Source organism: Variovorax ginsengisoli, from assembly GCF_030811835.1.
In the GTDB taxonomy this organism is placed as follows: Bacteria; Pseudomonadota; Gammaproteobacteria; order Burkholderiales; family Burkholderiaceae_C; genus Variovorax; species Variovorax ginsengisoli_C.
On record NZ_JAUSRO010000009.1, the window covers coordinates 187963 to 209980 of the forward strand.

At 67.5% G+C, this 22018-nt stretch carries 18 protein-coding genes; 7 read left to right on the forward strand and 11 right to left on the reverse strand.

The annotated features are described in order from the left end of the window. Positions 1-26: 26 nt before the first annotated feature. Positions 27-557 (reverse strand): flavin reductase family protein, encoded by a 531-nt coding sequence (locus tag J2W36_RS15645; RefSeq protein ID WP_307690670.1) that lies wholly within the window; start codon positions 555-557, stop codon positions 27-29. Positions 558-785: 228 nt separating this feature from the next. On the opposite strand from J2W36_RS15645, the gene J2W36_RS15650 reads away from it, so the two are divergent. The 4 genes from J2W36_RS15650 (at position 786) to J2W36_RS15665 (ending at position 5460) form a co-directional block, all read left to right on the forward strand. Then, a complete protein-coding gene (locus J2W36_RS15650; protein ID WP_307690671.1) occupies positions 786-2090 on the forward strand; it encodes an acyl-CoA dehydrogenase family protein in 1305 nt (434 codons plus the stop codon). Between the two features lie 76 nt (positions 2091-2166). Then, positions 2167-3450 carry an MFS transporter gene (locus tag J2W36_RS15655; protein WP_307690672.1) on the forward strand — a complete coding sequence of 428 codons (1284 nt, stop codon included), beginning with the start codon at positions 2167-2169 and terminating at the stop codon, positions 3448-3450. Positions 3451-3511: 61 nt separating this feature from the next. Next, positions 3512-5005 carry a carbohydrate porin gene (locus tag J2W36_RS15660; protein WP_307690673.1) on the forward strand — a complete coding sequence of 498 codons (1494 nt, stop codon included), beginning with the start codon at positions 3512-3514 and terminating at the stop codon, positions 5003-5005. Positions 5006-5031: 26 nt separating this feature from the next. Next, entirely contained in the window at positions 5032-5460 is a 429-nt protein-coding gene (locus tag J2W36_RS15665) for a nuclear transport factor 2 family protein (protein ID WP_307690674.1), read from the forward strand. Positions 5461-5480: 20 nt separating this feature from the next. Here the strand turns inward: J2W36_RS15665 and J2W36_RS15670 are convergent, their stop codons facing one another. Genes J2W36_RS15670 through J2W36_RS15685 form a run of 4 tightly spaced genes read right to left on the reverse strand, consistent with a single transcriptional unit; the run spans position 5481 to position 11871 of the window. Next, a complete protein-coding gene (locus tag J2W36_RS15670) occupies positions 5481-6104 on the reverse strand; it encodes a TetR family transcriptional regulator (protein WP_307690675.1) in 624 nt (207 codons plus the stop codon). Positions 6105-6151: 47 nt separating this feature from the next. Beyond that, positions 6152-7564, reverse strand: coding sequence for an efflux transporter outer membrane subunit (locus J2W36_RS15675; protein WP_307690676.1), 1413 nt, complete (start codon positions 7562-7564; stop codon positions 6152-6154). 2 nt (positions 7565-7566) lie between these two features. Next, entirely contained in the window at positions 7567-10725 is a 3159-nt protein-coding gene (locus tag J2W36_RS15680; RefSeq protein WP_307690677.1) for an efflux RND transporter permease subunit, read from the reverse strand. A 3-nt stretch (positions 10726-10728) separates the two neighbouring features. Next, complete coding sequence (locus tag J2W36_RS15685) at positions 10729-11871, reverse strand: efflux RND transporter periplasmic adaptor subunit (RefSeq protein ID WP_307690678.1); 1143 nt, start codon at positions 11869-11871, stop codon at positions 10729-10731. 170 nt (positions 11872-12041) lie between these two features. On the opposite strand from J2W36_RS15685, the gene J2W36_RS15690 reads away from it, so the two are divergent. Beyond that, complete coding sequence (locus tag J2W36_RS15690; protein ID WP_307690679.1) at positions 12042-12641, forward strand: TetR/AcrR family transcriptional regulator; 600 nt, start codon at positions 12042-12044, stop codon at positions 12639-12641. A gap of 19 nt (positions 12642-12660) precedes the next feature. Here J2W36_RS15690 and J2W36_RS15695 read toward each other — a convergent pair whose 3' ends face one another. Beyond that, on the reverse strand, positions 12661-13923 hold the full coding sequence (locus tag J2W36_RS15695) for an MFS transporter (RefSeq protein WP_307690680.1): 1263 nt from the start codon (positions 13921-13923) through the stop codon (positions 12661-12663). Between the two features lie 76 nt (positions 13924-13999). Continuing rightward, entirely contained in the window at positions 14000-14992 is a 993-nt protein-coding gene (locus J2W36_RS15700; protein WP_307690681.1) for a SphA family protein, read from the reverse strand. A gap of 232 nt (positions 14993-15224) precedes the next feature. Between J2W36_RS15700 and J2W36_RS15705 the strand changes: the two genes are divergently transcribed. Both J2W36_RS15705 and J2W36_RS15710 read left to right on the forward strand, forming a co-directional pair. Further along, entirely contained in the window at positions 15225-16241 is a 1017-nt protein-coding gene (locus tag J2W36_RS15705) for a helix-turn-helix domain-containing protein (RefSeq protein ID WP_307690682.1), read from the forward strand. 149 nt (positions 16242-16390) lie between these two features. After that, positions 16391-17389 carry a helix-turn-helix domain-containing protein gene (locus J2W36_RS15710; protein ID WP_307690683.1) on the forward strand — a complete coding sequence of 333 codons (999 nt, stop codon included), beginning with the start codon at positions 16391-16393 and terminating at the stop codon, positions 17387-17389. 27 nt (positions 17390-17416) lie between these two features. Here J2W36_RS15710 and J2W36_RS15715 read toward each other — a convergent pair whose 3' ends face one another. The 4 genes from J2W36_RS15715 to J2W36_RS15730 form a co-directional block, all read right to left on the reverse strand. Further along, complete coding sequence (locus J2W36_RS15715) at positions 17417-18001, reverse strand: nitroreductase family protein (protein ID WP_307690684.1); 585 nt, start codon at positions 17999-18001, stop codon at positions 17417-17419. Next, on the reverse strand, positions 17998-19356 hold the full coding sequence (locus tag J2W36_RS15720) for an FAD-dependent oxidoreductase (RefSeq protein ID WP_307690685.1): 1359 nt from the start codon (positions 19354-19356) through the stop codon (positions 17998-18000). Before J2W36_RS15720 ends, J2W36_RS15715 begins: the two co-directional genes overlap by 4 nt. A gap of 4 nt (positions 19357-19360) precedes the next feature. Then, positions 19361-19666, reverse strand: coding sequence for a ferredoxin family protein (locus J2W36_RS15725; RefSeq protein WP_307690686.1), 306 nt, complete (start codon positions 19664-19666; stop codon positions 19361-19363). A gap of 139 nt (positions 19667-19805) precedes the next feature. After that, positions 19806-21950 (reverse strand): molybdopterin-containing oxidoreductase family protein, encoded by a 2145-nt coding sequence (locus tag J2W36_RS15730; protein WP_307690687.1) that lies wholly within the window; start codon positions 21948-21950, stop codon positions 19806-19808. Positions 21951-22018: the final 68 nt, after the last annotated feature.

Consider the following 22018-nt stretch of genomic DNA (forward strand, 5'->3'; position numbering starts at 1 on the left):
AGTCGCCAAGGTGGCCATGGCGGGCTTCATGCTGCGCAGGCTTCGCCCGTCAGCTGCGCATAGCGCCCTGCGTGGAAGAGCAGGGGCGTGGCGTCCGGCCGATGGTCGCAGGACTGGATGTCGCCGATGAAGATGAGGTGGTCGCCGCCGACATGCTGCGCGACGGCGCTGCACTGCAGCACGGCCGCGCAGCCGCCGAGCAGCGGCACGCCGCCCACGCCGTGCCCCACGTCCAGACCGGCGAAGCGGTCTTCGCTGCGCCGGGCAAAGCGCTCCGACAGCGGCTGCTGGTCGGCCGCGAGGATGTGCACGGCCCAGTGCGCGGCGTTGCGGAAGGCGTCGATCGAGCCGGAGCCGCGGCCCAGGCTCCACAGCACCAGGGGTGGCGTGAGCGACACCGAGCTGAAGCTGTTGGCCGTCAGCCCGACCGGCCGACCGTGCGCATCGCGCGTGGTGACGATGGTCACGCCGGTGGCAAAGCTGCCGAGTACACGGCGCAGGAAGAGCGGATCGAAGGACGAGGCAGAAGCGATGAACGGGGTGGATGCGATGGGCACGAGGACTCCAGGCCAGTGACGGATCGCCGCACTGTGCGCCCGGCGTCGCGGCGGCAGAAGTCTCGCCACGTTGCGGCCGGCGTGGCGTGGCCGGCGCGACGTTGCGTGTGACGTGTCGTCACTTCGCGCGGCGCCGCGTGGCTTCCACACTGCCGCCATCGCATCGCTGCCGGCATCGCGGCGGCGGGTTCCATATGCCTGACCGATGAATATTCTGGAGACACCTCGATGACTTCCTTTACGCCGACCTACAAGGGCGTGCCCCTGGTGACCGAGACGGGTGCGCGCATCCGAGAACAGGTGAGCGCGCTGATCCCCCTGATGCGGCGCCATGCGCTCGAAGGCGAGCGCATCGGCGCCATGCCGCAGGAGACGCTGGAAGCGCTGCACGCCACTGGCGCCTTCATGCTGACGACGCCGGTGGAATTGGGCGGACATGCGCTGGGCATTCGCGACGTGGTCGACATCGTGGCCGAGATGGGCCGTGGCGACGGCGCGGCCGGCTGGCTGGGCTTCGTCGCTGGCGGCGTGCGCAACCTGCTGGGCTTCCCGGAGCTGGCGCTGCAGGAGCTGGCCGAGACTGGCCGCAACGCCATCGGCCCCTGGGCGGTCGGTGCATCGATCTTCTCGACCAAGGTGGGCGAGGCGCGCAGCGTCGACGGTGGTCTGATGGTCAAGGGCACCTGGCACTTCGGCAGCGGCTGCAAGCATGCGGCGTGGGCAGCGGTCGGTGTCGAGCTGATGGGCCCGCAAGGCCCGCGGCGTGGCATGGTGCTGCTCGAGCGCAAGCAGTACGAGATCCTCGACGACTGGAAGGTCATGGGCATGCGCGGCACCTGCAGCAACAGCCTGCGCACCACGGATGAAACCTTCGTGCCGCAGCATCGCTTCGTCGACATGGCCGAGCTTCCCGCCCGCATGGACGCGCTGAACGGCCGTTACGAAGGCCTGGCCTACCGGGTCGATGCGCGCGGCCTGATGATGGTCACCAACCTCACCAACATGGCGGTGACCTATGGCATGGCGCGCGGCGCGCTGGACTGCTTCATCGAGCAGGCCAAGAAGCTCAAGCCCTTCAACCTGCCGTACCCGACCATCGCCGATGCCGCGTCCACGCAGATGGTGGCGGCCAAGGCCGCCGCCATGATCGACCTGACGCGCGCCGTGCTGCACGAGATGGCCGAGATCGTCGACCGCTCGGCGATCGATGGCGCCGGCCTCTCGCTGGACCAGGAGTCGCAGATGCAGATGAACTCCGTCTATGGCCGCCAGCTCTGCGACGACGCTGTCAGCATGCTGCAGCTGTGCCTGGGCTCATCGACGGTGGGCGAGGGCAACCCGATCCAGCGCTTCGTGCGCGACATCCGGGTGGCCAACACGCACGGTGCCGTGCGCGTCGATCCCACGGCCGAGTTGCATGGCCGTCACCTGCTGGGCCTGCCGCCGTTCGCCATGTTCGCTGGCGGCCTGCCCGATGTGGCGACCCAACCCCCGGGCGGCCCGGGCATGCCCGGCATGCCGCCGCGCCCCTGACCCCGCAGCCTGCGCATCGGGCATGGCACGGGCCCGCAACCGTGCCGCATAAGAAATACCTGTTGGAGACAAAGAAATGACCCTTGAAGTACATGGGATGGTCGGGCGCCCGGCGCTCGACGTGGCGCGGTCCGCGCCGGGCTACCGCTGGCGGCTGCTGGCCGCGCTGTGGTTCGTGGTGGCCGTCGTGGTGGCGCTGCCGAGCGTGGGCGGCGGCGTGCTCAATGCCCACATGGTTCAGGAACTGCAGATGGACCGGGGCGTGTATGGCCTGGCCTTCGGCGTGTTCGTGATGATGATGGGCGTGCCCGGTCCGCTGGTGGCCGCCGCGGTGCGCCGCTTCGGCGTGCGGCCGGTGATGCTCACGGGCTGTGCCATGGTGCTGGCGGGCGCGCTGCTGATCGCCACGGTGGTGCAGCACGGCTGGCAGTTCGCGCTGTGTTTCGGTGTGCTGATCGGTGGCGGCGTGGCCACCGCGGGCGTGCTGCCGGCGCAGGCCGCCGTCACCTACTGGTTCCACGACAAGCGGGCGCTGGCGGTGTCCATCGTGCTGTCGGCCGTGGACATCGGCGGGATCGTCGCGGCGCCAGCGCTGGAAGGCGTGGTGGCCGGCCATGACTGGCGCAGCGGTTGGATGCTGATCGCGGCGCTGGCCGGCGTCGGTCTGCTGGCGATCACCTTCACGTTGCGCCGCGACGGTGGCCAGGACGTCGGTGCGCCGCCCATTCACGAGCGCCCGACGCAGGGCCGCGTGCACAAGACCCATCGTGCATGGACCTTCAGGCAGGCGGTGCGCACGCCGGCCTTCTGGTGCATCGCCGTCTTCTCGACCGCGGTGGGGATCGACTGGATCCTGTTCATGGCCCATGGCGTGATCCACCTGCGCGATGTGGGCTACACCGCCGAACAGGCCGCCCGTGCGGTGGCTGTGATGGTGAGTGCCTCGTTGGTCGGCAACCTCGCCGCGGGCGCGCTGGGCGACCGGATTCCACCGCACCGCATCGGCGTGGTCGCCATGGCGCTGATGGCGGTCGGGCTGGTGCTTGCCGCGCATCCCCAGGGCTCCGATGGCCTGTGGTTCTTCGCGCTGCCGATGGGCCTCGGCTATGGCGCATCGCAGGTCTGCCTGATGGCCATGCTGGGCAACTACTTCGGTGCGCGCGCCTTTCCCGCGGTTTTCGGCGCGCTGCTGGCGGCCGGTACGGCCGCGGCCGCTGCGCTGGCCGCTGGAGCCGGTGTGACCTTCGAGGCGATCCATACCTACGGCCCCGTGTTCTACGTCTGCGCGGCGCTCAGCGTGTTCGCCACCGTGGCGATCGCGCTGGCGTCACCGCCTCGCGGCGATGCAGCGGCGCAGTAGGCGCTGTAAACGAGACGACAACGCGACCACACCAACACACAACGACAACGAGACAACAGAAATGAAGAAATCCAATCTGCACAAGTGGGCCGCATGCGGCCTGGCGTCGGTGGCCTTGGGCGCCGCGGCGCAGAGCGCCACGCCCGCATCGCAGGACCAGCCCAAGGCCACCAGCCGCACGGACAGCGGTGCGGTGCTGGGCAGCGAAGTCCTGGGCAGCAAGGCGGTGCCGGTGGGCCCGGAGTTCGCGTTGCCGCAGGGGCCGCTGAAGGACGTCGGCGACCGTCTGCGCGACAACGGCGTCTCGCTGGGCATGACTTTCGTCGACATGTACTTCAGCAACCCGTCGACCGGCATCCAGCCCGGCAACTCTGCCAACTACGGCAACATGGTCTTCGACCTCGGACTGGACCTGGGGAAGATCGCCGGGCTGCGCGGCACCGAAATCAACCTGACCCAAATCGTGAACCGACCCTCGAGGAACACGGACACCTATCTGTTCAAGACCGGGTCGGGCTTCACGCCGTACCCGGTGATCACCACGGCCACCGACCTGGCGAACTTCACCATCCGCCAGCGCGCGATGGACGACCGGCTCAAGCTGGAGTTCGGCCGCATGAACCTCACCCAGGAATACATGGTGGGCAACATGTGCAGCGGCTGCATCATGAGCACCCAGGCCACGGTGCTCAATCAGCCCGGGTTGACCAAGTCGGTCTGGGGCGGTTCGGCGCGCTATTCGCTCGACAAGGACCGCACCGTCGGCTTCGCCATGCTGCAGGACAACAGCGACAACTGGCAGAACACCAACGGTTGGGACTGGGGCCGTGGCAAGACGGACGGGTACATCGCGATGATGAACTACACCCAGCGCAAGGGCTTCGAGGACTCGGCGTATCCGTACAAGCTGGAAGCCGGCGTGTATCACAACTCGGCGCGCTACGACGACCCGCTTTACAACACCGACGGCAGTTCCAAGGTCCAGAACTCGAGCGGCACGCCGCTGGAACACAAGGGCCGCTCCGGCCTCTACGCGCAGGGCCGCAAGGTCTACTGGACCCGCGATGGCGACCGCCCCGGCGTGCCGGAAAACCTGGCGGCCTACAGTGGCTTCGCGTACACCGCCGGGTCCGCGCAGGAATACCCCTTCGAAGCCTATGCGGGCAGCGAGTGGAGCGGCTTCTCCAAGAGCAATCCGCTGGCGATGGTCGGCTTCAACGTGCGCTACCTGCGCCTGGGCGAGCGCCGCGCACTCTACGAGCAGCAGACCCGCTTTGGCTACACGGCGGCAATGAACGCCATGACCGGCGGTGCCGTCGCGGTGGTCGATGAACAGGTGCCGCGGAACATGTTCCTGTTCGACGTGCATGGACGGGTGGGCCTGATGCCCGGCGTGTTCCTGGAGGCCAGCGTCCAGTACCTGAAGAACCCCAATTCGTTGATCCCGGCCACCTACCAGCGTTCGCGCAACGGCTACATGTTCAGCCTGATGCTGGTAGCCGACTTCGGCGTGCTGTCGGGCCTGTCCCGCATGCCTGGCGACAAGATTTTCTGAAACCGTTATTGATTGGAGCAACACGCATGGATGCAGCCCACAACCTGAACGAGCGCTTCGAGCGCGCCGAGGCCAACAAGCAGCTGGTCATCGACTTCTACCGCCATGTCTTCGACGCCCTCGATCCGTCGGCGGTGAAAGATTTCGTGCTGGAGGACTATCACCAGCACTGCCGTCACATGCCGCAGGGGCGCGTCGGCCTGGAGGCGTTCGTGGCGCGGGTCGCGGGCGGCCGGCCACCGCTGCCGGTGCAGCCCGAGATGGCCAACCCGCCGGCTTTTCTGATCGCCGAAGGGGACATGGTGGCCATCGGCGGCGGCCTGCCCCAGCCCGACCCGGACCGGCCGGGCGAGTTCTACGACTACTTCATCGTCGACACCTACCGTGTGCGCGACGGGCGTCTGGCCGAGCACTGGAGCAGCATCAACAAGATAGCGCCGCCCAAGCACGGCTGACCGCACCGCGGTGGGCGTCGCTACCCATTGGGAGCGGCGCAGAGGCCGGCCATGAAAACATCGACGCACAACGGCCAGGTCGATCGCTGGCCGGGTTGCAGGGGATCGACGGCGTGCGCGGACAGCACCCCGATGCCGACGGAATGCAGGCAGTTCGCAGCGGTCGCCGGTTCCAGGCCTTGGCGCAGCTGTCCTCTGGCATGGGCGATGTCCATGACCTGGACCAGGCGCGAGATGGCTGCGGACGTGGCGTGCTCGATGTGCATCCTCGCATCGACTGGCAAGTCGGGGCCTGCGCCATGCCTGAGCATGAGCCGCACCCGTTGCCATTGCGCGGGGTCCTGTGTGCAACGTTGAATCTGCAGCCAGAGTTGCCGGCGCAGCCGATCCAGCGGCCGTGGGTGCGTGCGGTAGGGCGCCAGGTCGCTGCCGATGTCCAGTGGCCACTGGAGCCCGGCGATGATCTCGTTCAACAGTGCGTCCTTGTTCGCAAAGTGCCAGTACACCGCGCCACGGGTGAAGCCGGCACGCATCGCCACGTCGCCCAGTGTCGTGGCGTGGACCCCGTTGTCGCAGAACGCCGCCAGAGCGGCGTCGACCAATCGGGCGCGCGTGAGCAAGGCCTCGGCCCGCGTGTGGCGCATGGCGTCAGGGTCCCTTGGCCGGGGATACGGGGTGCCTGCGCATGCGGTCAACCGGCGATGCCACCGCCCAGCACGCGGTAGAGCGTGACCCGGTTTTCAAGCGCTGTCAGCCGCAGGCTGGTGAGTGTCTTCTGCGCGCTGTAGAGCGTGCGTTGCGAATCCAGCGAATTGAGGAAGGTGTCCACGCCGCTGCGGTAGCGCGCGTCGGCCAGCTTGTAACTGTCGGAAGAGGCCTCCACCAGCGCAGCCTGGGCCGCCAATTGCTCGGCCATGGTGCCGCGTTGCGCGAGTGCATCGGCCACTTCCTTGAACGCGGTCTGTATCGCGAGCTCATAGGCCGAAAGATAGTATTTCTGCTGCGCCTCGTAGTACGCCAGGTTGGCGCGATTCGCGCCGCCGTCGAAAATGGGCACGCTCAAGGACGGTGCCAGCGACCAGACGCCAGCCGCGCCGCCGCTGAAGAGCCCCGCCAGCGCAGCGCTGCTCAAGCCGCCGCTGGCGGTCAGGGTCAGCGAGGGGAAAAACGCCGCGCGCGCCGCGCCGATGTTGGCGTTGGCCGACTTGAGCTGGTGCTCCGCCTCCAGCACATCGGGGCGCTGGAGCAGGACGTCCGACGACAGGCCGGCGGGCACGTCGGCCAGGACGACCGCGCTTTCGGGCAGATCATCCGGCAGCAGCGCATCGGCGACCGGCGAGCCGGTCAGCAGTTCGAGCGCATTGCGGTCCTGGGCGATCTGGGTGAGGCTGCTGGCCACATCCGCGCGCGCCTGCTGGTAGACGGTCTCGGCCTGGCGCAGGTCGACGCGCGACGTGACGCCCAACTCGAGGCGCTTTCGTGCGACGTCCATCGAACGTTGCGAACTCTCCTGCGTCTGCCGTGCGATGGCCAGAAGGCTGCGGTCCGACCCCAGTGTCATCCAGGCGTTGATGGTTTCGGCAATCAGGCTGATGCGGGTGGCGCGCGAAGCCTCTTCGCTCTTCAGGTAGGTTTCCAGTGCGGCGTTGGTCTGGCTGCGCACCTTGCCGAACAGGTCGAGTTCGTAGGAGCTGATGCTCAGCTCGGCGCTCGTGCTCTGGCTGCGCACGGTGGTCAGCCCGCCATTGCCGTCGGAGGTCGTGCTTCGCGACTTGGTGCCGCTCACACCGGCGTTCACCGTCGGGACGGAAGCCGCCCGTTGCGATTGGTACTGGGCGCGGGCGGACTCGATGCTGGCCACGGTTTCGCGCAGGTCGCGGCTGTTGGCCAGCGCCTGGGCGATGACCTGGCGCAGCCGCTCGTCCATCACGAACGATTGCCACGGGATGTCGGCCGCGCTGCCTTCGCTCGTGGGGGCATAGGCGGTGCCCTGCGGCCAGGACGTGGGCACAGGGGCTGCCGGCTGCTGGTAAGGCGGTGCCATCGACGAGCAGGCGCTCAGCAGTGCGGTGGCCATTGCCAGGGGAAGAAGTCTTCGGTTCATGTTCAGGCCCCTGGCGCGAGTTCGGAAGGTGCAGACGCATCTCCACGAGGGGGACCACCGCGTCCGGAGCGGCTGAACGTCTTGCGCACCAGCACGAAGAAGAGCGGCACGAAGAAGATCGCCAGCACCGTGGCCGTGAGCGTGCCGCCGACAATCCCAGTGCCGATGGAGACACGGCTGTTGGCGCCTGCGCCCGTCGACAAGGCCAACGGCATGACGCCTGCGATGAAGGCCAGCGAGGTCATCAGGATCGGGCGCAGCCGCAGCCGCGCGCCCTCGATCGCCGATTCGACCAACCCCTTGCCGCTCAGGTAGGCCGCCTCGGCGAACTCCACGATCAGGATCGCGTTCTTCGCCGACAGGCCGACCGTGGTCAGCAAGGCCACCTGGAAGTAGACGTCGTTCTCCAGGCCACGCAACGTTGCGGCGAGCACCGCGCCCACCACACCCAGCGGAATCACCAGGATCACCGAGAAGGGCACCGACCAGCTTTCATACAGTGCGGCCAGGCAGAGGAACACGACCAGGATGGAGATCGCGTAGAGCTTGCCGGTCTGGCCGCTGGACAGCCGCTCCTGGTAGGACAGCCCACTCCAGGCGAAGGCGCTGCCTTGCGGCAGTTTGCCGGCGAGCGCTTCCATTTCGTCCATCGCCTTGCCCGAACTCACCCCCGACGCCGCGGCACCCTGGATGGTGTACGCAGCCAGGCCGTTGTAGCGCGTGAGGCTCTCCGGGCCATAGATCCAGCGGGTGGTGGCAAAGGAGGAGAAGGGCGTCATGCTGCCCGAGCTGCCCCGCACACGCCAGTCGTTGAGGTCCTCGGGGCGCGAGCGGAAGGGTGCGTCGGCCTGGATGTACACCTTTTTGACGCGCGCGCGGTCGATGAAGTCATTGACGTAGGTCCCCGCCCATGCGGAACTCAGCGTGTCGTTGACGTCGGACATCGACAAGCCCAGCGAGAATGCCTTGGCCTGATCGACGTCCACGCGCAGCTGCGGTGTGTCGTCCAGGCCGCCGTTGCGCACCGCGCTCAGCTGGCGGTCCTGGGTGGCTTCGGCCATCAGGCTGTCGCGCATGGTCTTGAGGGTCGCGCGGTCCGTACCGGCGCTTGCTTGCAGCTGGAATTCGAAACCGTTGGATTGCCCCAGGCCCTGGATGGCCGGCGGGCTGAGTGCGAAGATCTGGGCATCGCGCACACGCGACAGTGCACCCGTTGCACGGCCGGTGATGGTGTCGGCACGGTTGGCAACCCCCTTGCGCTCGGACCAGTCCTTGAGCGAGACGAAAGCCATGCCGGCGTTCTGCCCGCTGCCGGCGAAGTTGAAGCCGGCGATCGTGAAGATGGCTTCGGTGTTGTCCTTCTCGTTCGTCAGGAATTGCTTCTCGACGTCCTTGGCCACCTCCAGCGTGCGTTGCACCGATGCACCGACCGGCAGGGACATCTGGACCATTGCCTCGCCGGTGTCTTCGGTCGGCAGGAAGCCCGACGGCAGACGCAGGAAGAGCACGCCCAGCACGACCACGATCAATCCATAGGACAGCATCCAGCGCACAGGCGCCTTCAGCAAGCGTGCCACCCGGCCTTCGTAGCGCGTGAGCATGCTGTCGAACTTGCGATTGAACCAGCCGGCCAGCCCCCGGGTGCCGGCGTGCTCCGCATGCGGCTTGAGCAGCGTCGCGCAGAGTGCGGGCGTGAGCGTCAGCGCGATCAGCACCGAGAGCACCATGGAGGCCACGATCGTGATGGAGAACTGCCGGTAGATCACGCCCGTGGAGCCGGCGAAGAAGGCCATCGGCAGGAAGACCGCCGACAGCACCGTGGCAATGCCCACCAGCGCGCCGGTGATCTCGCCCATGGATTTGATCGTGGCGTCGCGCGCCGACAGGCGCTCCTCGCGCATCAGGCGCTCGACGTTCTCGACCACCACGATGGCGTCGTCGACCAGCAGGCCGATCGACAGCACCATGCCGAACATGGTGAGCGTGTTGATCGAGTAGCCGAATATCGACAGCACCCCGAAGGTGCCGAGCAAGACCACCGGAACCGCGATGGCCGGGATCAGCGTGGCGCGCCAGTTCTGCAGGAACACGAACATCACCACGATCACCAGCGCGATCGCTTCAAACAGCGTCTTGACCACTTCCTCGATCGAGACCCGGATGAACTTGGTGCTGTCGCGCGGGTAGGCGATCTTGTAGCCGTCGGGCATGTTGCGCTGCAGTTGCGCGACGGTGCTCTTCACTCGGTTGGCCGTCGACAGCGCATTGGCGCCAGGCGCCAGCTGCACCGCAATCCCCGAAGCCGGATGGCCGTTGAGCCGGGTGACGTTGTTGTAGCTCTCGCTGCCCAGCTCCACACGGGCCACGTCGCGCAGGCGCACGGTGGCCCCCGCGCTGTCGTACTTGACCACGATCTCTTCGAACTGTGCGGGCGTCTGCAGCTTGGATTGCGCGGTCACCGTGGCGTTGAGCTGCTGTCCGGCCGCCGCGGGCATGCCGCCGATCTTGCCGGCAGAGACCTGCGTGTTCTGTGCTTCCAGTGCGGTTTCGATGTCCGAGGGCATCAGCTTGTAGGCTGCGAGCTTGTTCGGGTCCATCCAGATGCGCATCGCGTATTGCGCGCCGAACACCTGCACGCCGCCCACGCCGTCCACGCGCGAGATCGGGTCCTGGATGTTGCTCACCATGTAGTCGGCGATGTCGGTCGCCGTGTGCTTGTCGGTGCTGTCGTACAGGGCGAGGATGACCAGGTAGTCCGACTGCGACTTGGTGACCGTCACGCCGACGTTCTGGACCGTCTGCGGCAGCCGCGACAACGCCTGCTGGACCTTGTTTTGCACCTGCACCTGCGCGGTGTCAGGGTTGGTACCTTGCTGGAACGTGACGTCGATGCTCGCGCTGCCGGCCGAGCTGCTGGTCGACGAGAAGTACAGCAGCCCGTCCAGGCCGGTGAGCTGCTGCTCCAGGATCTGGGTGACGCTGTTCTCCACCGTCTCGGCAGACGCGCCGGTGTAGGTGGCCGAGATCTTCACCGTCGGCGGTGCCACGTCGGGGTACTGCGCCACCGGCAGGGAATTGATCGCCAGCGCGCCGGTCAGCATGATCACGATGGCGATGACCCAGGCGAAGATGGGCCGGTTGACGAAAAAACGGGCGAGCATGCTTCAACGCCCTCCAGCGGCAGGCGCCGGCTGCGCACCCTGAGAGCGGGGCGCAGCGTCGGAGGAGCCGCTGGCCGACTGGGCGTCGACCGGCTTGACCGTGTCGCCGTCCTTGATCTTGTTGTTGCCCTGGACCACCACGCGATCGCCCGCCGCGAGGCCCGAGGACACGAGCCACTTGTCGCCGATCGAACGCTGCGTCGTCACGGTCACGCTGCGCACCTTGTTGTCGTTGCCGACCACCATCGCGGTGGCGTCGCCCTTGGCGTCGCGGCTGATGCCCTGCTGCGGCACCAGGAGGCCCTGCGGATCCACCGCCTCGTCGACCACCGCCCGCACGTACATGCCGGGCAGCAGCGTGCCGTCCGGATTGGGGAATTCCGCGCGCAGCGTCACCGAGCCGGTGGCCTCGTCCACCGCCACCTCGCTGAACTTCAGCCGCCCCTTGCGCGCGTAGTCCGAGCCATCCTCGAGCTTCAGGCCGACCTCCGTGCTGCCGGCCTGCATGCCCTGGGCCGATGCCAGCAAGCGGCGCAGCCGCAGCAGCGATGCACTCGACTGCGTCACGTCGACATAGATCGGGTCGAGCGCGCGGATGGTGGCCAGCGCATCGGTCTGGCTCGCCGTCACCAGGGCGCCCGGGGTCACGCTGGACTTGCCGATCCGACCGGAGATCGGTGCGCGGACCTGGGTGTATTCGAGGTTGATGCGGGCCGAGGCCAGCGACGCTTTCTGCTGGGCGACCGTGGCCACCGCCTGCTGGTACGACGTGCGCGCGTCGTCGGCGTCCTGCTTGGCCACCCCTTCGATCTTGAGGAGATCGTCGTAGCGCTCGCTCTTGAGTTTGGCCGAGGACACCGAGGCCTGGGCATTGGCCAGGGAGGCGACGTACTGGTCGACCGTGGCCTGGTAGCTGGCCGGATCGATCTGGTAGAGCACCTGGCCGGCGCGCACCAGCGATCCTTCCTCGAAGCGCCGGGCCTTGATGATGCCGGCCACCTGCGGGCGGACATCGGACGACAGCGAAGCGGTGGTCCGGCCGGCGAGTTCCGTCGTCAGCGCCACGGCCTGGGTCTGGAGGGTGGTGATTCCCACCTCGACGGGGCCGCGCTGCGGTGGCTTGTCCTGCTGGTTGCAGGCCGTCAACAAAAGGCATATCGAGCCGAAGACAAGGGGCAAAAAGATGCGCGTTTTCATACAGGGCCGATTTGAATGTGAATGTTCATTCTCAATACAATGTGGGCGCCCAAGTTTCCGCTTTGTAAAGACGCGTGACCTCTACGAATAAACCGTCCGCGGCTCCTGCCGCACCGTTGGTGCGGCGTCCCTCCAAGTCAGAGCGAGATGAACTGCGTCGCCTTCAGATCGTCACGGCCGCGCAGGCCTGTGTGCTGCGGCACGGTTTCCACGCGGCCAGCATGGGGCAGATCGCGTCGCAGGCGCAGATGAGCGTCGGCCAGATCTACCGGTACTTCGCCAACAAGGAGGCGATCGTGCATGCCATCGTCGAGCACATCGTGTCGAGGCGGCTGGTATGGATCGGCAGCACCGGCGGCCATGAGGATCTGCCCAGCATGCTGGCCCGGCGCGCGCTGTCCGACGAGGATGCGGGCGATCAGGCGCTGATGCTCGAAGTCACGGCCGAAGCCAGCCGGAACCCCGCCGTGGCTGCCATGGTCCGCACGGCCGATGAGCGGCTGCATGCCCACGCGGTTGCCGTCGTGCGGCGCGACCATCCGCATCTGCAGGCGGCGGATGTGTCGGCGCGGGTCGAGCTCATCGCGGTGCTCATCGATGGGGCTGCCGTGCGCCGGCTGACCGCGCAGCAGGCCGACACGGCCGCACTGGCCACGCTGTACCGCGAGGTCATCGAGCGGCTCCTGCCTGGCGATGCTGCGGCGCCCGGCAAGCGGTAGCGACCCTCCCGGGCACGCATCAGGCGTGCAAGGCGGTGCCCCGCGGCGCCGCATGGGGTTGCGCGCTGCGAAGCATCAGGGCCAACACCAGTCCGATCGCCATGCAGCCCAATGCAAAGGGCAGGATCGCGGTGATGCCCAAGGCCTTGGCCAGTGCGCCGGCCACGGCAGGCGCGATGGCGCCACCCACGATCTCCCCGGTGCCGACGATGAAGCCGGTGGCGGTGGAGACATGCTGCACCGGCACGTTGTCGGCGGTCACCGAATGCACCATGGCAATGACGCCCGACACAAAAAAGGCGGCCAGGAACATCCACAGCGACAGGCGCAGCGGGTCGGCGCCCGTGTGCATCAGCAGCCAGGTGGGGACCATGGCCAGGGCCAGGCAGGTGATCATCATCTTCTTGCGGCCCCAGCGATCCGACAGGGTCGGAAACAGGAGCATGCCTGCTGCGCCGCCGATGCCCAGGGTGGACATCACCCATCCCATGTCGCTGAGCTTCAGGTGAAGGTGGTCCGAGAGATAGCTTGGCATCAGGGAGCCGAAGACCACCACGGGCGCCAGCCAGAAGCAGAAGCCTGCGCTGCACAACGCCACATTGGGATAGGTCAGCACGGCGCGAATCGGTAGCGGGGCGACCGCTGCGGGCCCCGACGCGGTTCGTTGCACACGGCGGGGCTCCACCAGTCGACGAAAGATGAGCCAGGCGCACAAGAGCCCGGGCACGGCGGTGACGATGAAGACCCAGCGCCAGGAAGGAAGCAGCTGCAAGAGAAGGATGGCCAGCACCGGCGCCAGCGCGCTGCCGACCAGGGGCGCCATCAGTTGCTGCAGGCCGGTGTTGCGCCCGACGTGCGCTGCAGGACTCGCGTCGACCACGGTGGCGATGCTGACGGGCACGAACGCGCCCTCGAAGACACCCATCACCGCGCGGATCAGCAGCAGGCTGCCCAGGCCCATGGCCAGACCGGTCATGCCGCACAGCACCGAGAAGACCAGCACCGAGGTGATCAGGATGCCGCGTCGTCCGAGGCGATCGGACAGGCGGCCGAACACCATGGACGAAAGCCCCCAGGTCAGCGCCACCGCCGCGGAGATGAGGCCGATGTCCTGGTAGTCGAGGCCCAGTTCCCGCGCCATGACGGGAAACAGCGGGTACATGATGAACCGATCGAGGTTCACCAACGCGAAGCCCAGAGCCATCAGCCCCAGCGTTCCCCACTCATGCGAAGACGATGGAGATGGGCTGACGGGCAATTGCGACGAGGCGTTGTGTTTCATGCCTTGTTCCTTGGATGCGGGGTGGGGGTTGCGAGGGCGCGTGTCATGCTTTCTCCGGCGTTCGACAGGTCGTCGCTCAGAGCGCGAAGACGGCACGTACCTGCAGGTTCAACGAAGAGGCGGTGCGGTTGCGCACCATGCTTTCGGTGTACGCATTGACCCACAAGGCCCGCGCCGGGCTGATTCGCCACATCAGCCCGGGGCCGATGCCCAGCACGCGCTCGCGGGAGTCGGCCAGCCGCGTGCCATTGGCCCGGCTGTCCGAGAGCTGCTGGAAGTAATAGCCATTGATACCGAGGCTGACGTCGGGTGTCACGGCATAGGACGTGCCGAAGTTGACCCAGCCCGCGTCGCCGGCCTGGGTGGTGGTGACCGGCGCCCCATTGAACGGGCGAGGCGCGCTGGAGGCTGGCTTGTCGTTCCTGAAGTTGTAGAGGTAGTGGAGCCGCCAGCTCACTTCCCAGCGTGGCGCGGGAAACAAGGTCGCGGCCCAGTAGGGATTGAACGACGCGTAGCCGGAGCCCTGGTTGATGTCGGTGTGCTCGTCGTAGCGGCCGGTCGGCAGGATGGCCGCTGCGGTGAACCGCTGGATGAACAGAGGCGCACCGCCGGCATTCAGGACCGGCTCGGACTGCAGGGAGGCCTCGAGCGTCATGTCGCCCACACCGGTGCCGCCGTCCTTGAGCGCCGGCCCCGGCCCGAAACTGCTGCGGAGTGCGACGACGGGCAGGATCACCATGAACGCGGGCCGCCAGCCGTTGATCGTCGTGGGCATGGCGTAGGACAGCTGATTGAGGATCACCGTGCTGTCGATCCGGGGCCTTGCAAAGACGGTGCTGGCATTGCCCTTGGAATCCACGATCTTGTTGGCGCTCGAATGGCGGACGGTGGACTGCCAGGTCCAGCCAGCGGAACCGGAAAACCCGTCGTAGAAACTGGTCACCCCCAGGTTCAGTCCGCCGGGCTGGCTGACGGAAGGCGATTGGGCCAGGGCATGCCCGGCCATCAGGGGCAGCAGCACGAGGCCGGCGACACGGGACACGTGCGGCAGCGCAAGATTCGATTTCATTCTTTGTCTGTCTCCATCGCGACCTGCCCACCGTGCGGAATCACGGCGGGAGTCGATGGCGTGAAGCTTAGAAGCGCAGCCGCGAACCGACTTTGCTTCAAACGCCACACTTGACTGGATGCGACGTTTCGTTCTCCGGACTAACCCCTAGCCGGTCTGCGCGCCGAGCCCCAGGACACAAAGCGTCTTAAGATTTCCCATGGTCTCCGCACGAGAAAACAGAAGGCAAGACGTGACCAAGAGCACAACAGTTTCCCGCGAAGGCGAAGTACTCACTTCCTCTGTCCAGATGTGGGAAGACGCGATTCATGCGGTCATCAGCCGCATGTCCGTTGACCTGCGCCATCAGGACGTCATGCAGACCCAGTCCGTCGGAGACCAGGCTTTCAGCGGCCACATCGAGTATGGCGACCTGGCCGGCACTCGCGTGTGCCGCATGACGGTCACGCCACACCGCTTCCAGCGCGCCTTGCGTCAGGACGCCGCGACTGCAGCCAATCCATTGATCCTGGTCCTCCAGGTCAGGAATTCAAGCTACTTCGAGCAGTGCGGACGCAGCGGCGTGCTCAGCCCCAGCGATTGGTGCGTGCTCGACACGCGCTGGCCGTTCAAGTGGAACAGCCTGGCCGGAAACGAACAGATCATCGTGCGCATCGGGCGGCCGAGCGACGCCGATCTGGGCGACCTCGTCGCGCGCGGCATGGCGCGGCGCTGCGACGGAAAAATCGGTGTCGGGCGGGTCCTTCACGCGATGGTGGGCGAAGGCTTTGGCCAGATGCACCGCTTGGCTTCCTACAGCGCCATGGGGCTTGCGAACGCCATCGTTGCAACCATGTGGAACGGCCTGCGAGAGCAGCTCGAGTTGCCCGCGGCCCACCAGCCGAGGGATATCCAGTGCACACGCATCAAGGCCTGGATCGACACGCGGCTCTCGGATGCAGACCTGTCGGTCGAAGCCATCGCGCACGGCTGCGGCATGTCCCCGCGCAGCGTCCACCGCGCTTTTGCCACCGATCCTGCCGGTTCGGTGTCGAACTACATCTGGCAGCGGCGGGTGATGCAGTGTGCGATGGTCCTGCGAAGCCCGGCCGAGGCCACGCGCTCGATCACCGATGTGGCCCTCTCCTGGGGTTTCTCCAACGCATCGCATTTCAGCCGCGTCTTCAAAACCCACCTCGGTATGTCGCCCAGGGAGTTCAAGGCCAACGCCAGTCATCGATTGTGCAAGTCTTGGCGTGAGGCCTCCTGACGCTGGCGCCATCGGGTGTGAGAGCGCAGCCGCGCGCAACGCGTGCGGGCAGGTGGCGGGCGAGTCGCCGAGAAGGGCGCCGCTTCGGATTGGGTACGACTCTTGCATGCCTGCAAGCAGGCGGCGCATGCTTGCCTCACCACTTTGCCATGTCCTCTCGGTCTCTCGAAGCGATCACAGATCCCCACGCGACCTCGCGGTTGTGCGTGCACACGCGCGATGCGCAGGAGCAGGCGTCCAGCTTCGGGTTGCTGCACCAGTCCTACGAGCAACTGTCCACGGGCGCTTTCTCGGGCAGCCTTTTCGCCATCAGTGCGAACGACATCACCGTCTTCCGCGAATCACTCGACCAGAGCGTGTTCCAGACGGGGGTGTCCGACACCCAGCACATCACCATCGCCGCCGCCTGCGAGCTGTCCGAGCGGGCCTACTGGAACGGGCGGCACATCGACCAGGATTCGGTCGTGGCGTTCACGCCGGGCCGCGAATTCGAACTTCGCACCCCGATGCGCTCGGTCTGCGTCGGCATTTCGCTGGCGCCGTCGGTGCTGCAATCGCTTTCGCCAGAGCGCCCGCCCGAGTACTGGCAGAAGCTCTTCACGCACCACGACTGCTGGTCGGAGACCGGACGCCTGAAGTTCGACCTGCAGTCGCGCATCATGCACCTGCTGCAGCAGGTGGGCGCGGCAGGCGATCCGGCCGATGGCGCGGCGGATCTGCTCGACCTGCGCGAACTCGCCATCGATTACCTGGGCAGCGTGGTCGAGCGCGGGCAGACCGGTGGACAGAAACTGCGGATCGACAGCTATCCGCGCATCGCCAGGCGCGCCCGCGCCGCCATGCTCGAGCGGCTGGGCGAGCCGCTGTCGGTCACCGACCTGTGCAACGAGCTGGGCTGCTCCCGGCGGTCGTTGCAGTACGCCTTCGAAAGCATCTACGACCTCGGACCGGTGGCCTATCTGCGCACCCTGCGGCTGGCGGCGGCGCGCCGGCAACTCACGTCCGGAATGCCGGGCACCACGGTGCAGGAGGTGGCGGCGGCCGTCGGCTTCAGCCACCTGCCGCGGTTCGCGCAGGAATACGCCCGAATGTTCGGCGAGCGTCCTTCCGAATCGCTCGCGGCGCACCGCCCCGCCCGTGCCGCTTAGAGCAGATCGCATGGGCGGGATTCGCTTTCAGCCATTGGCGGGCTTGCTGCCCAGATAGACGAAGCAGGCCAGCAGTTCGCCGTCGCGGCAAACGACCGAACGCACCGCCGGGTGATGAATGCGGGCGCCGCTGAGCGCCTTGCCTGCATAGCCCAGGGCATTCGCCGCGGCCAGCAGCGCACCCAGCGAGGCACCCACGCTCATCCATTGCTCGTGCGGCGGCACCTCCGGGTCGTCGGTGGCGATGCGCGCCACCAGGCTCAGCAGGCAGGGCCCGTTGAGCGCCTTGCTGCGCTCGTGTTCGCGCGTGTCCGCGTCCAGCAGGTCCGGCGATGCCAGACCGCGCACCGACGCGGCATAGGCCAGGAAGGCGTCGGCGTAGCGCTCCCGCTGCGCGGCGTCTGCGACGACGATGCGGCAGGGGCGCTTGCGGCCGTGGTCGGACACGTTGACGGCGGCCTGCAGCAGCGCGGCGAGTTCGGACGTGTCCGGGCCGGGCAGCGCCAGCCGACGGGGGCCGACCGATCGGCGCGTCAGCCAGGGTGCCAGGGGAGTGCTCGCCCGCCTGACCGGGGCGCAGGCGGGCAGCTCGGGCGCGGCCAGCGTGTTCATGAGGCGGACTCGGTCGCCACCGCCGGCACGGTGGACAGGACGTGCAGCGCCTCGTCCAGCGACAGCAGTTTTTCCCGCGGCTTGCCCAGTGTGGCGCCCCGCTCCTTCTCGTGCGCGTCGAGCCGCTGCCAGTGGGCATGGCCGAGCCTGACGATGCCCCGTGCGTCGAGCAGCGTGCCGAAGTCGCTCGCCAGCGTCGGCGCAGCGTTGATCAGCGCTGGCAAGGCCGCGACCAGCGTGGCGGCCGTTTCGTAGCCGCAGGCGCGGTTGGTGCCGATGATGCCGGTGGGGCCACGCTTGGCCCAGCCCGCCACGAACAGGCCGGCCTCTTCACGGCCGTCCTCGGCCAGCACCTGTCCGGCACGGTGGCGCATGGCGCCCGCCGCGTCGTAGCCGGGCGCATCGGCGATCGGGCGGCAGGCGTAGCCGACGCAGGTGACCGCGATGCCCGCCGGGATGGCGAACGCCTCGCCCCCGGTCGAGCGCACCCGCACTTCCTGCAGCGTCTGCTCGCCGACAAAGGCGGTCGGCGCCACGTTGAACCAGAGGTTGACCGTGAGCCTGTCGTCCGCGGCGTCCACCGGTCGTTCCTGCTCGGCGCGAAGCCACTGCAGCACGCGTTGGGCGTCGGGGCTGGCCGCCTGCTCCCACATCGCTGGCGTGAAATCGGCCGCCTGCGGCAGCCGGATCCGCACGTTGGGCAGGTCGGCCAGCTGGCGGAATTCCTTGAACGTGAACTTCACCGCGCCTGGCGCGCCGCGGCCCAACATGTGGACCTCGCGGATGCCGCGCTGGCGGAAGGTCGCAAGCATGGGCTGCGGGATGTCTGATGCGGCGAGGTCGTCGAAGGCGCGCACCATCAGCCGGCATACGTCGAGCGCGACATTGCCGTTGCCGACGATCACCGCGCTGTCGGCCGTCAGGTCCGGCCGCAGCCCGGCGTGATCGGCATGGCCGTTGTACCAGCCGACGAAGGCGGCCGAGCTGAACACCTGCGGCAGCGACTCGCCCGGCACGCCGAGCGGGCGGCCCAGTGCCGCGCCAGTGGTCAGCACGACGGCGTGGCTGCGCGCGCGCAGCTCGCTCAGGCCCAGGTCGCGGCCGATATCGACGCCCGCGTACAGGCTGAAGCGCTCGTTGCTGGCGATGCCCTCGAAGACGGCCGCGACCTGCTTGAGTTTCTGGTGGTCCGGCGCGACGCCGTAGCGCACCAGGCCGTGGGGTGCGGCGGTGCGCTCGAACATGTGGACCTGGGCATCGGGCAGCGATTGCAGCAGCGCCTCGGCCACGTAGAAGCCGGCGGGGCCGGCGCCGACGATGGCGACGACCGGGCCGGGTTTCACCGAGCTGTCCATGTCGTCAGTAGCCGAGGGCGGCGCGCCGGTCGGGGGCCGTCGGGAGCGGCGCGCTGCGATCGCGCACGGTTGGCAGTTCCTTGGCCCGGCGTTGGTTCACGCCGATCCAGATCTGCTGGTCATCCTCCAGGTCGAAGCTGTCGACGATGGCATGCACCGGGCACATCGGCACGCAGGCGCCGCAGTCCACGCACAGGTCCGGGTCGATGAAGAGTCGCTCGCCGTCGCCCCGGAAGCAGGCGACCGGGCAGACGGTCACGCATTCGGTGTAGCGGCATTGTTCGCAGTTGTCGGTGACGACATGGGTCATGGTGGGATCTTTCTTTTTTTAAAACGGCACGGCCGAGGCCAGGGCACCCGCGGAACTGGCTTTGCCAGGCCGCAGGGTGCGCCCCCTTGAGGGGGAGGCCGCGACACGCAGTGCGCCGCATCGGGGGTGGGTTTTCATCTCAGTCGAGGGTGACCTCGACCAGGTTGTCGGAGAAGGTCGGCGCCCGGCCGAGGTCGGCGAACGCGGTCGGGTTGAGCGCCGCTGGCGTGGCGCCTGCGATGCTGCGGTCGACCCAGTAGCCCAGCGGCGTGATGACCACGCCGGCCATCGCGTCGTCGGTGACGCGCGCCTGGGCCTTGAAGGTGCCGCGCCCGTTCTGCACGGTGACGATCGCATCCTGCTGGATGCCCCGCGCCGAGGCATCCACCGGGTTGATCATCACGTACTGCTCGCCCTGGTGCGCCACCTGGCGACGCATATTGCCGTAGTTGGAGTTCAGGAACGCGTGGCTCTTGGGCGACATCATCGACAGCGGGAAGCGGGCCGCCAGGGCCGGGTCCTTGGTGGCGGATTCGTGGCGCACGTGGAAGGTCGGCAACGCGTCGACCGGGCCACCGTCCTGGAAGCCGTTGTAGCCCTGGCGGAACACCGGCAGCACGAAGTTGCCGCCGGCCGCCATCGAGGCCTTGAGCTCGACCTTGCCGGACGGCGTCGGAAAGCCGCCCTGCGCATGGGGTGCATAGGTGTCGGACGACGGCATGTTCAGCCGCGCATAGCCGGTGGCGCGCAGGCCTTCCATCGTGATGCCCTGCATGGCGGGGTGGTCCCAGAGCATGGAGGCCTGCATGAGTTCTTCGTCGTTGCGGTAGAAGAACGGGTCCTCGAAATCCATGGCGCGCGCCAGCCGGCGGAACAGCTCCGAGTTGGTGACCGCCTCGCCGATCGGGGCGACCGCCTGCTGGTTGAGCGTCAGGTAGAAATGGCCCCACGAGAACATCAGGTCGGCCTGTTCGACCTGGGTCGTGGCGGGCAGCAGGATGTCGGCGTAGCGCGCCGTGTCGGTCATGAAATGCTCGCTCACCACCGTGAACAGGTCTTCGCGCGACAGACCTTCGATGAGGCGCGCCTGGTCGGGCGCGACCACCAGCGGATTGCTGTTGTAGACGAAGAGATCCCGGATCGGCGTCTCCAGGCCCAGGTCATGCGTCAGCGCGCGGCCCAGGTGCCATTGGTTGACGACCGGCGTGCCCTCGGGAATGAGGTCGGCGCGGTGCAGCCCGTCCCAGTTGATCGGGAAGGCCCACAGCGGCAGTTGCAGGATGCCGCCGCCGGGCTTGCGCCAGGCGCCGACCAGCGCCGGCAGGCTCGTGACCGCACGCACCAGTTGGCCGCCGCCGGCCGAGCGCTCGATGCCCACGCCGATGCGGATCGCCGCCGGCTGGGTCGAGGCGTATTCGCGCGCCAGGGTGCGGATCACCTCGGCCTCCACGCCGGTCACGTCAGCCGCGAACTCGGGCGTGTACTGCTGGACATGCGCCTTCAGCTCGTCGAAGCCGGTGGTGTACTGCGCCACGTAGTCGTGGTCGATCAGGTCCTCGTTGACGATGACGTTCATCATCGCCAGCGCCAACGCGGTGTCGGTGCCCGGCTTGATGCGGATGTGCTGGTCGGCCTGCTGGGCGCCGCGGGTGCGCACCGGGTCGATCACGATCAGCTTGGCGCCGTTGCGCTGCGCCTTCTCCACGAAGGGCCACATGTGGGCGTTGGTGCTCAGCATGTTGCAGGCCCAGAGAATGATCAGCTTCGAGTGCTGGAAGCTTTCCGGGTCCATGCCGGGGGTGGGGCCCACCGTCATGATGTACGCGGTGGAAGCGCCCGAGTCGCAGAAGGTGCGCTCGGACACCGTGGCACCCAGCTTGTTGAAGAACGGGTCGCCGACGGTCAGCCCGTTAACCAGGCCCTGGGTGCCCAGGTAGCTGTAGGGCAGGATCGCCCGGGGGCCGGCTTCGGCGATGGTCGTGCGCCAGCGCGCGGCAATTTCGTTCAGCGCCTCGTCCCAGGTGATGCGCTCGAACTGACCCGAGCCCTTGGCACCGGTGCGGCGCATCGGGTAGAGCAGCCGTTCGGCGTGGTAGACGCGCTCCTGGTAGTGGTTGGTCTTGGCGCACAGCCGGCCCTGGGTGAAGGGGTGGCTCGGGTTGCCCTGCACCGCCTTGACCTTGCCGTCCTTCACCTTGACCAGCATCGAGCAGGTGTCGGGGCAGTCATGGGGGCAGGCGCCCAGGATGGTGGTTTCGCCTTCTGCGGATGTTTGAGTGTTCATGGGGTCTCTCCGGGGTCACCTGTGGAGAAACCGAATTTGCACCCGTTTGCGGCGGCGCGTTATCCGAA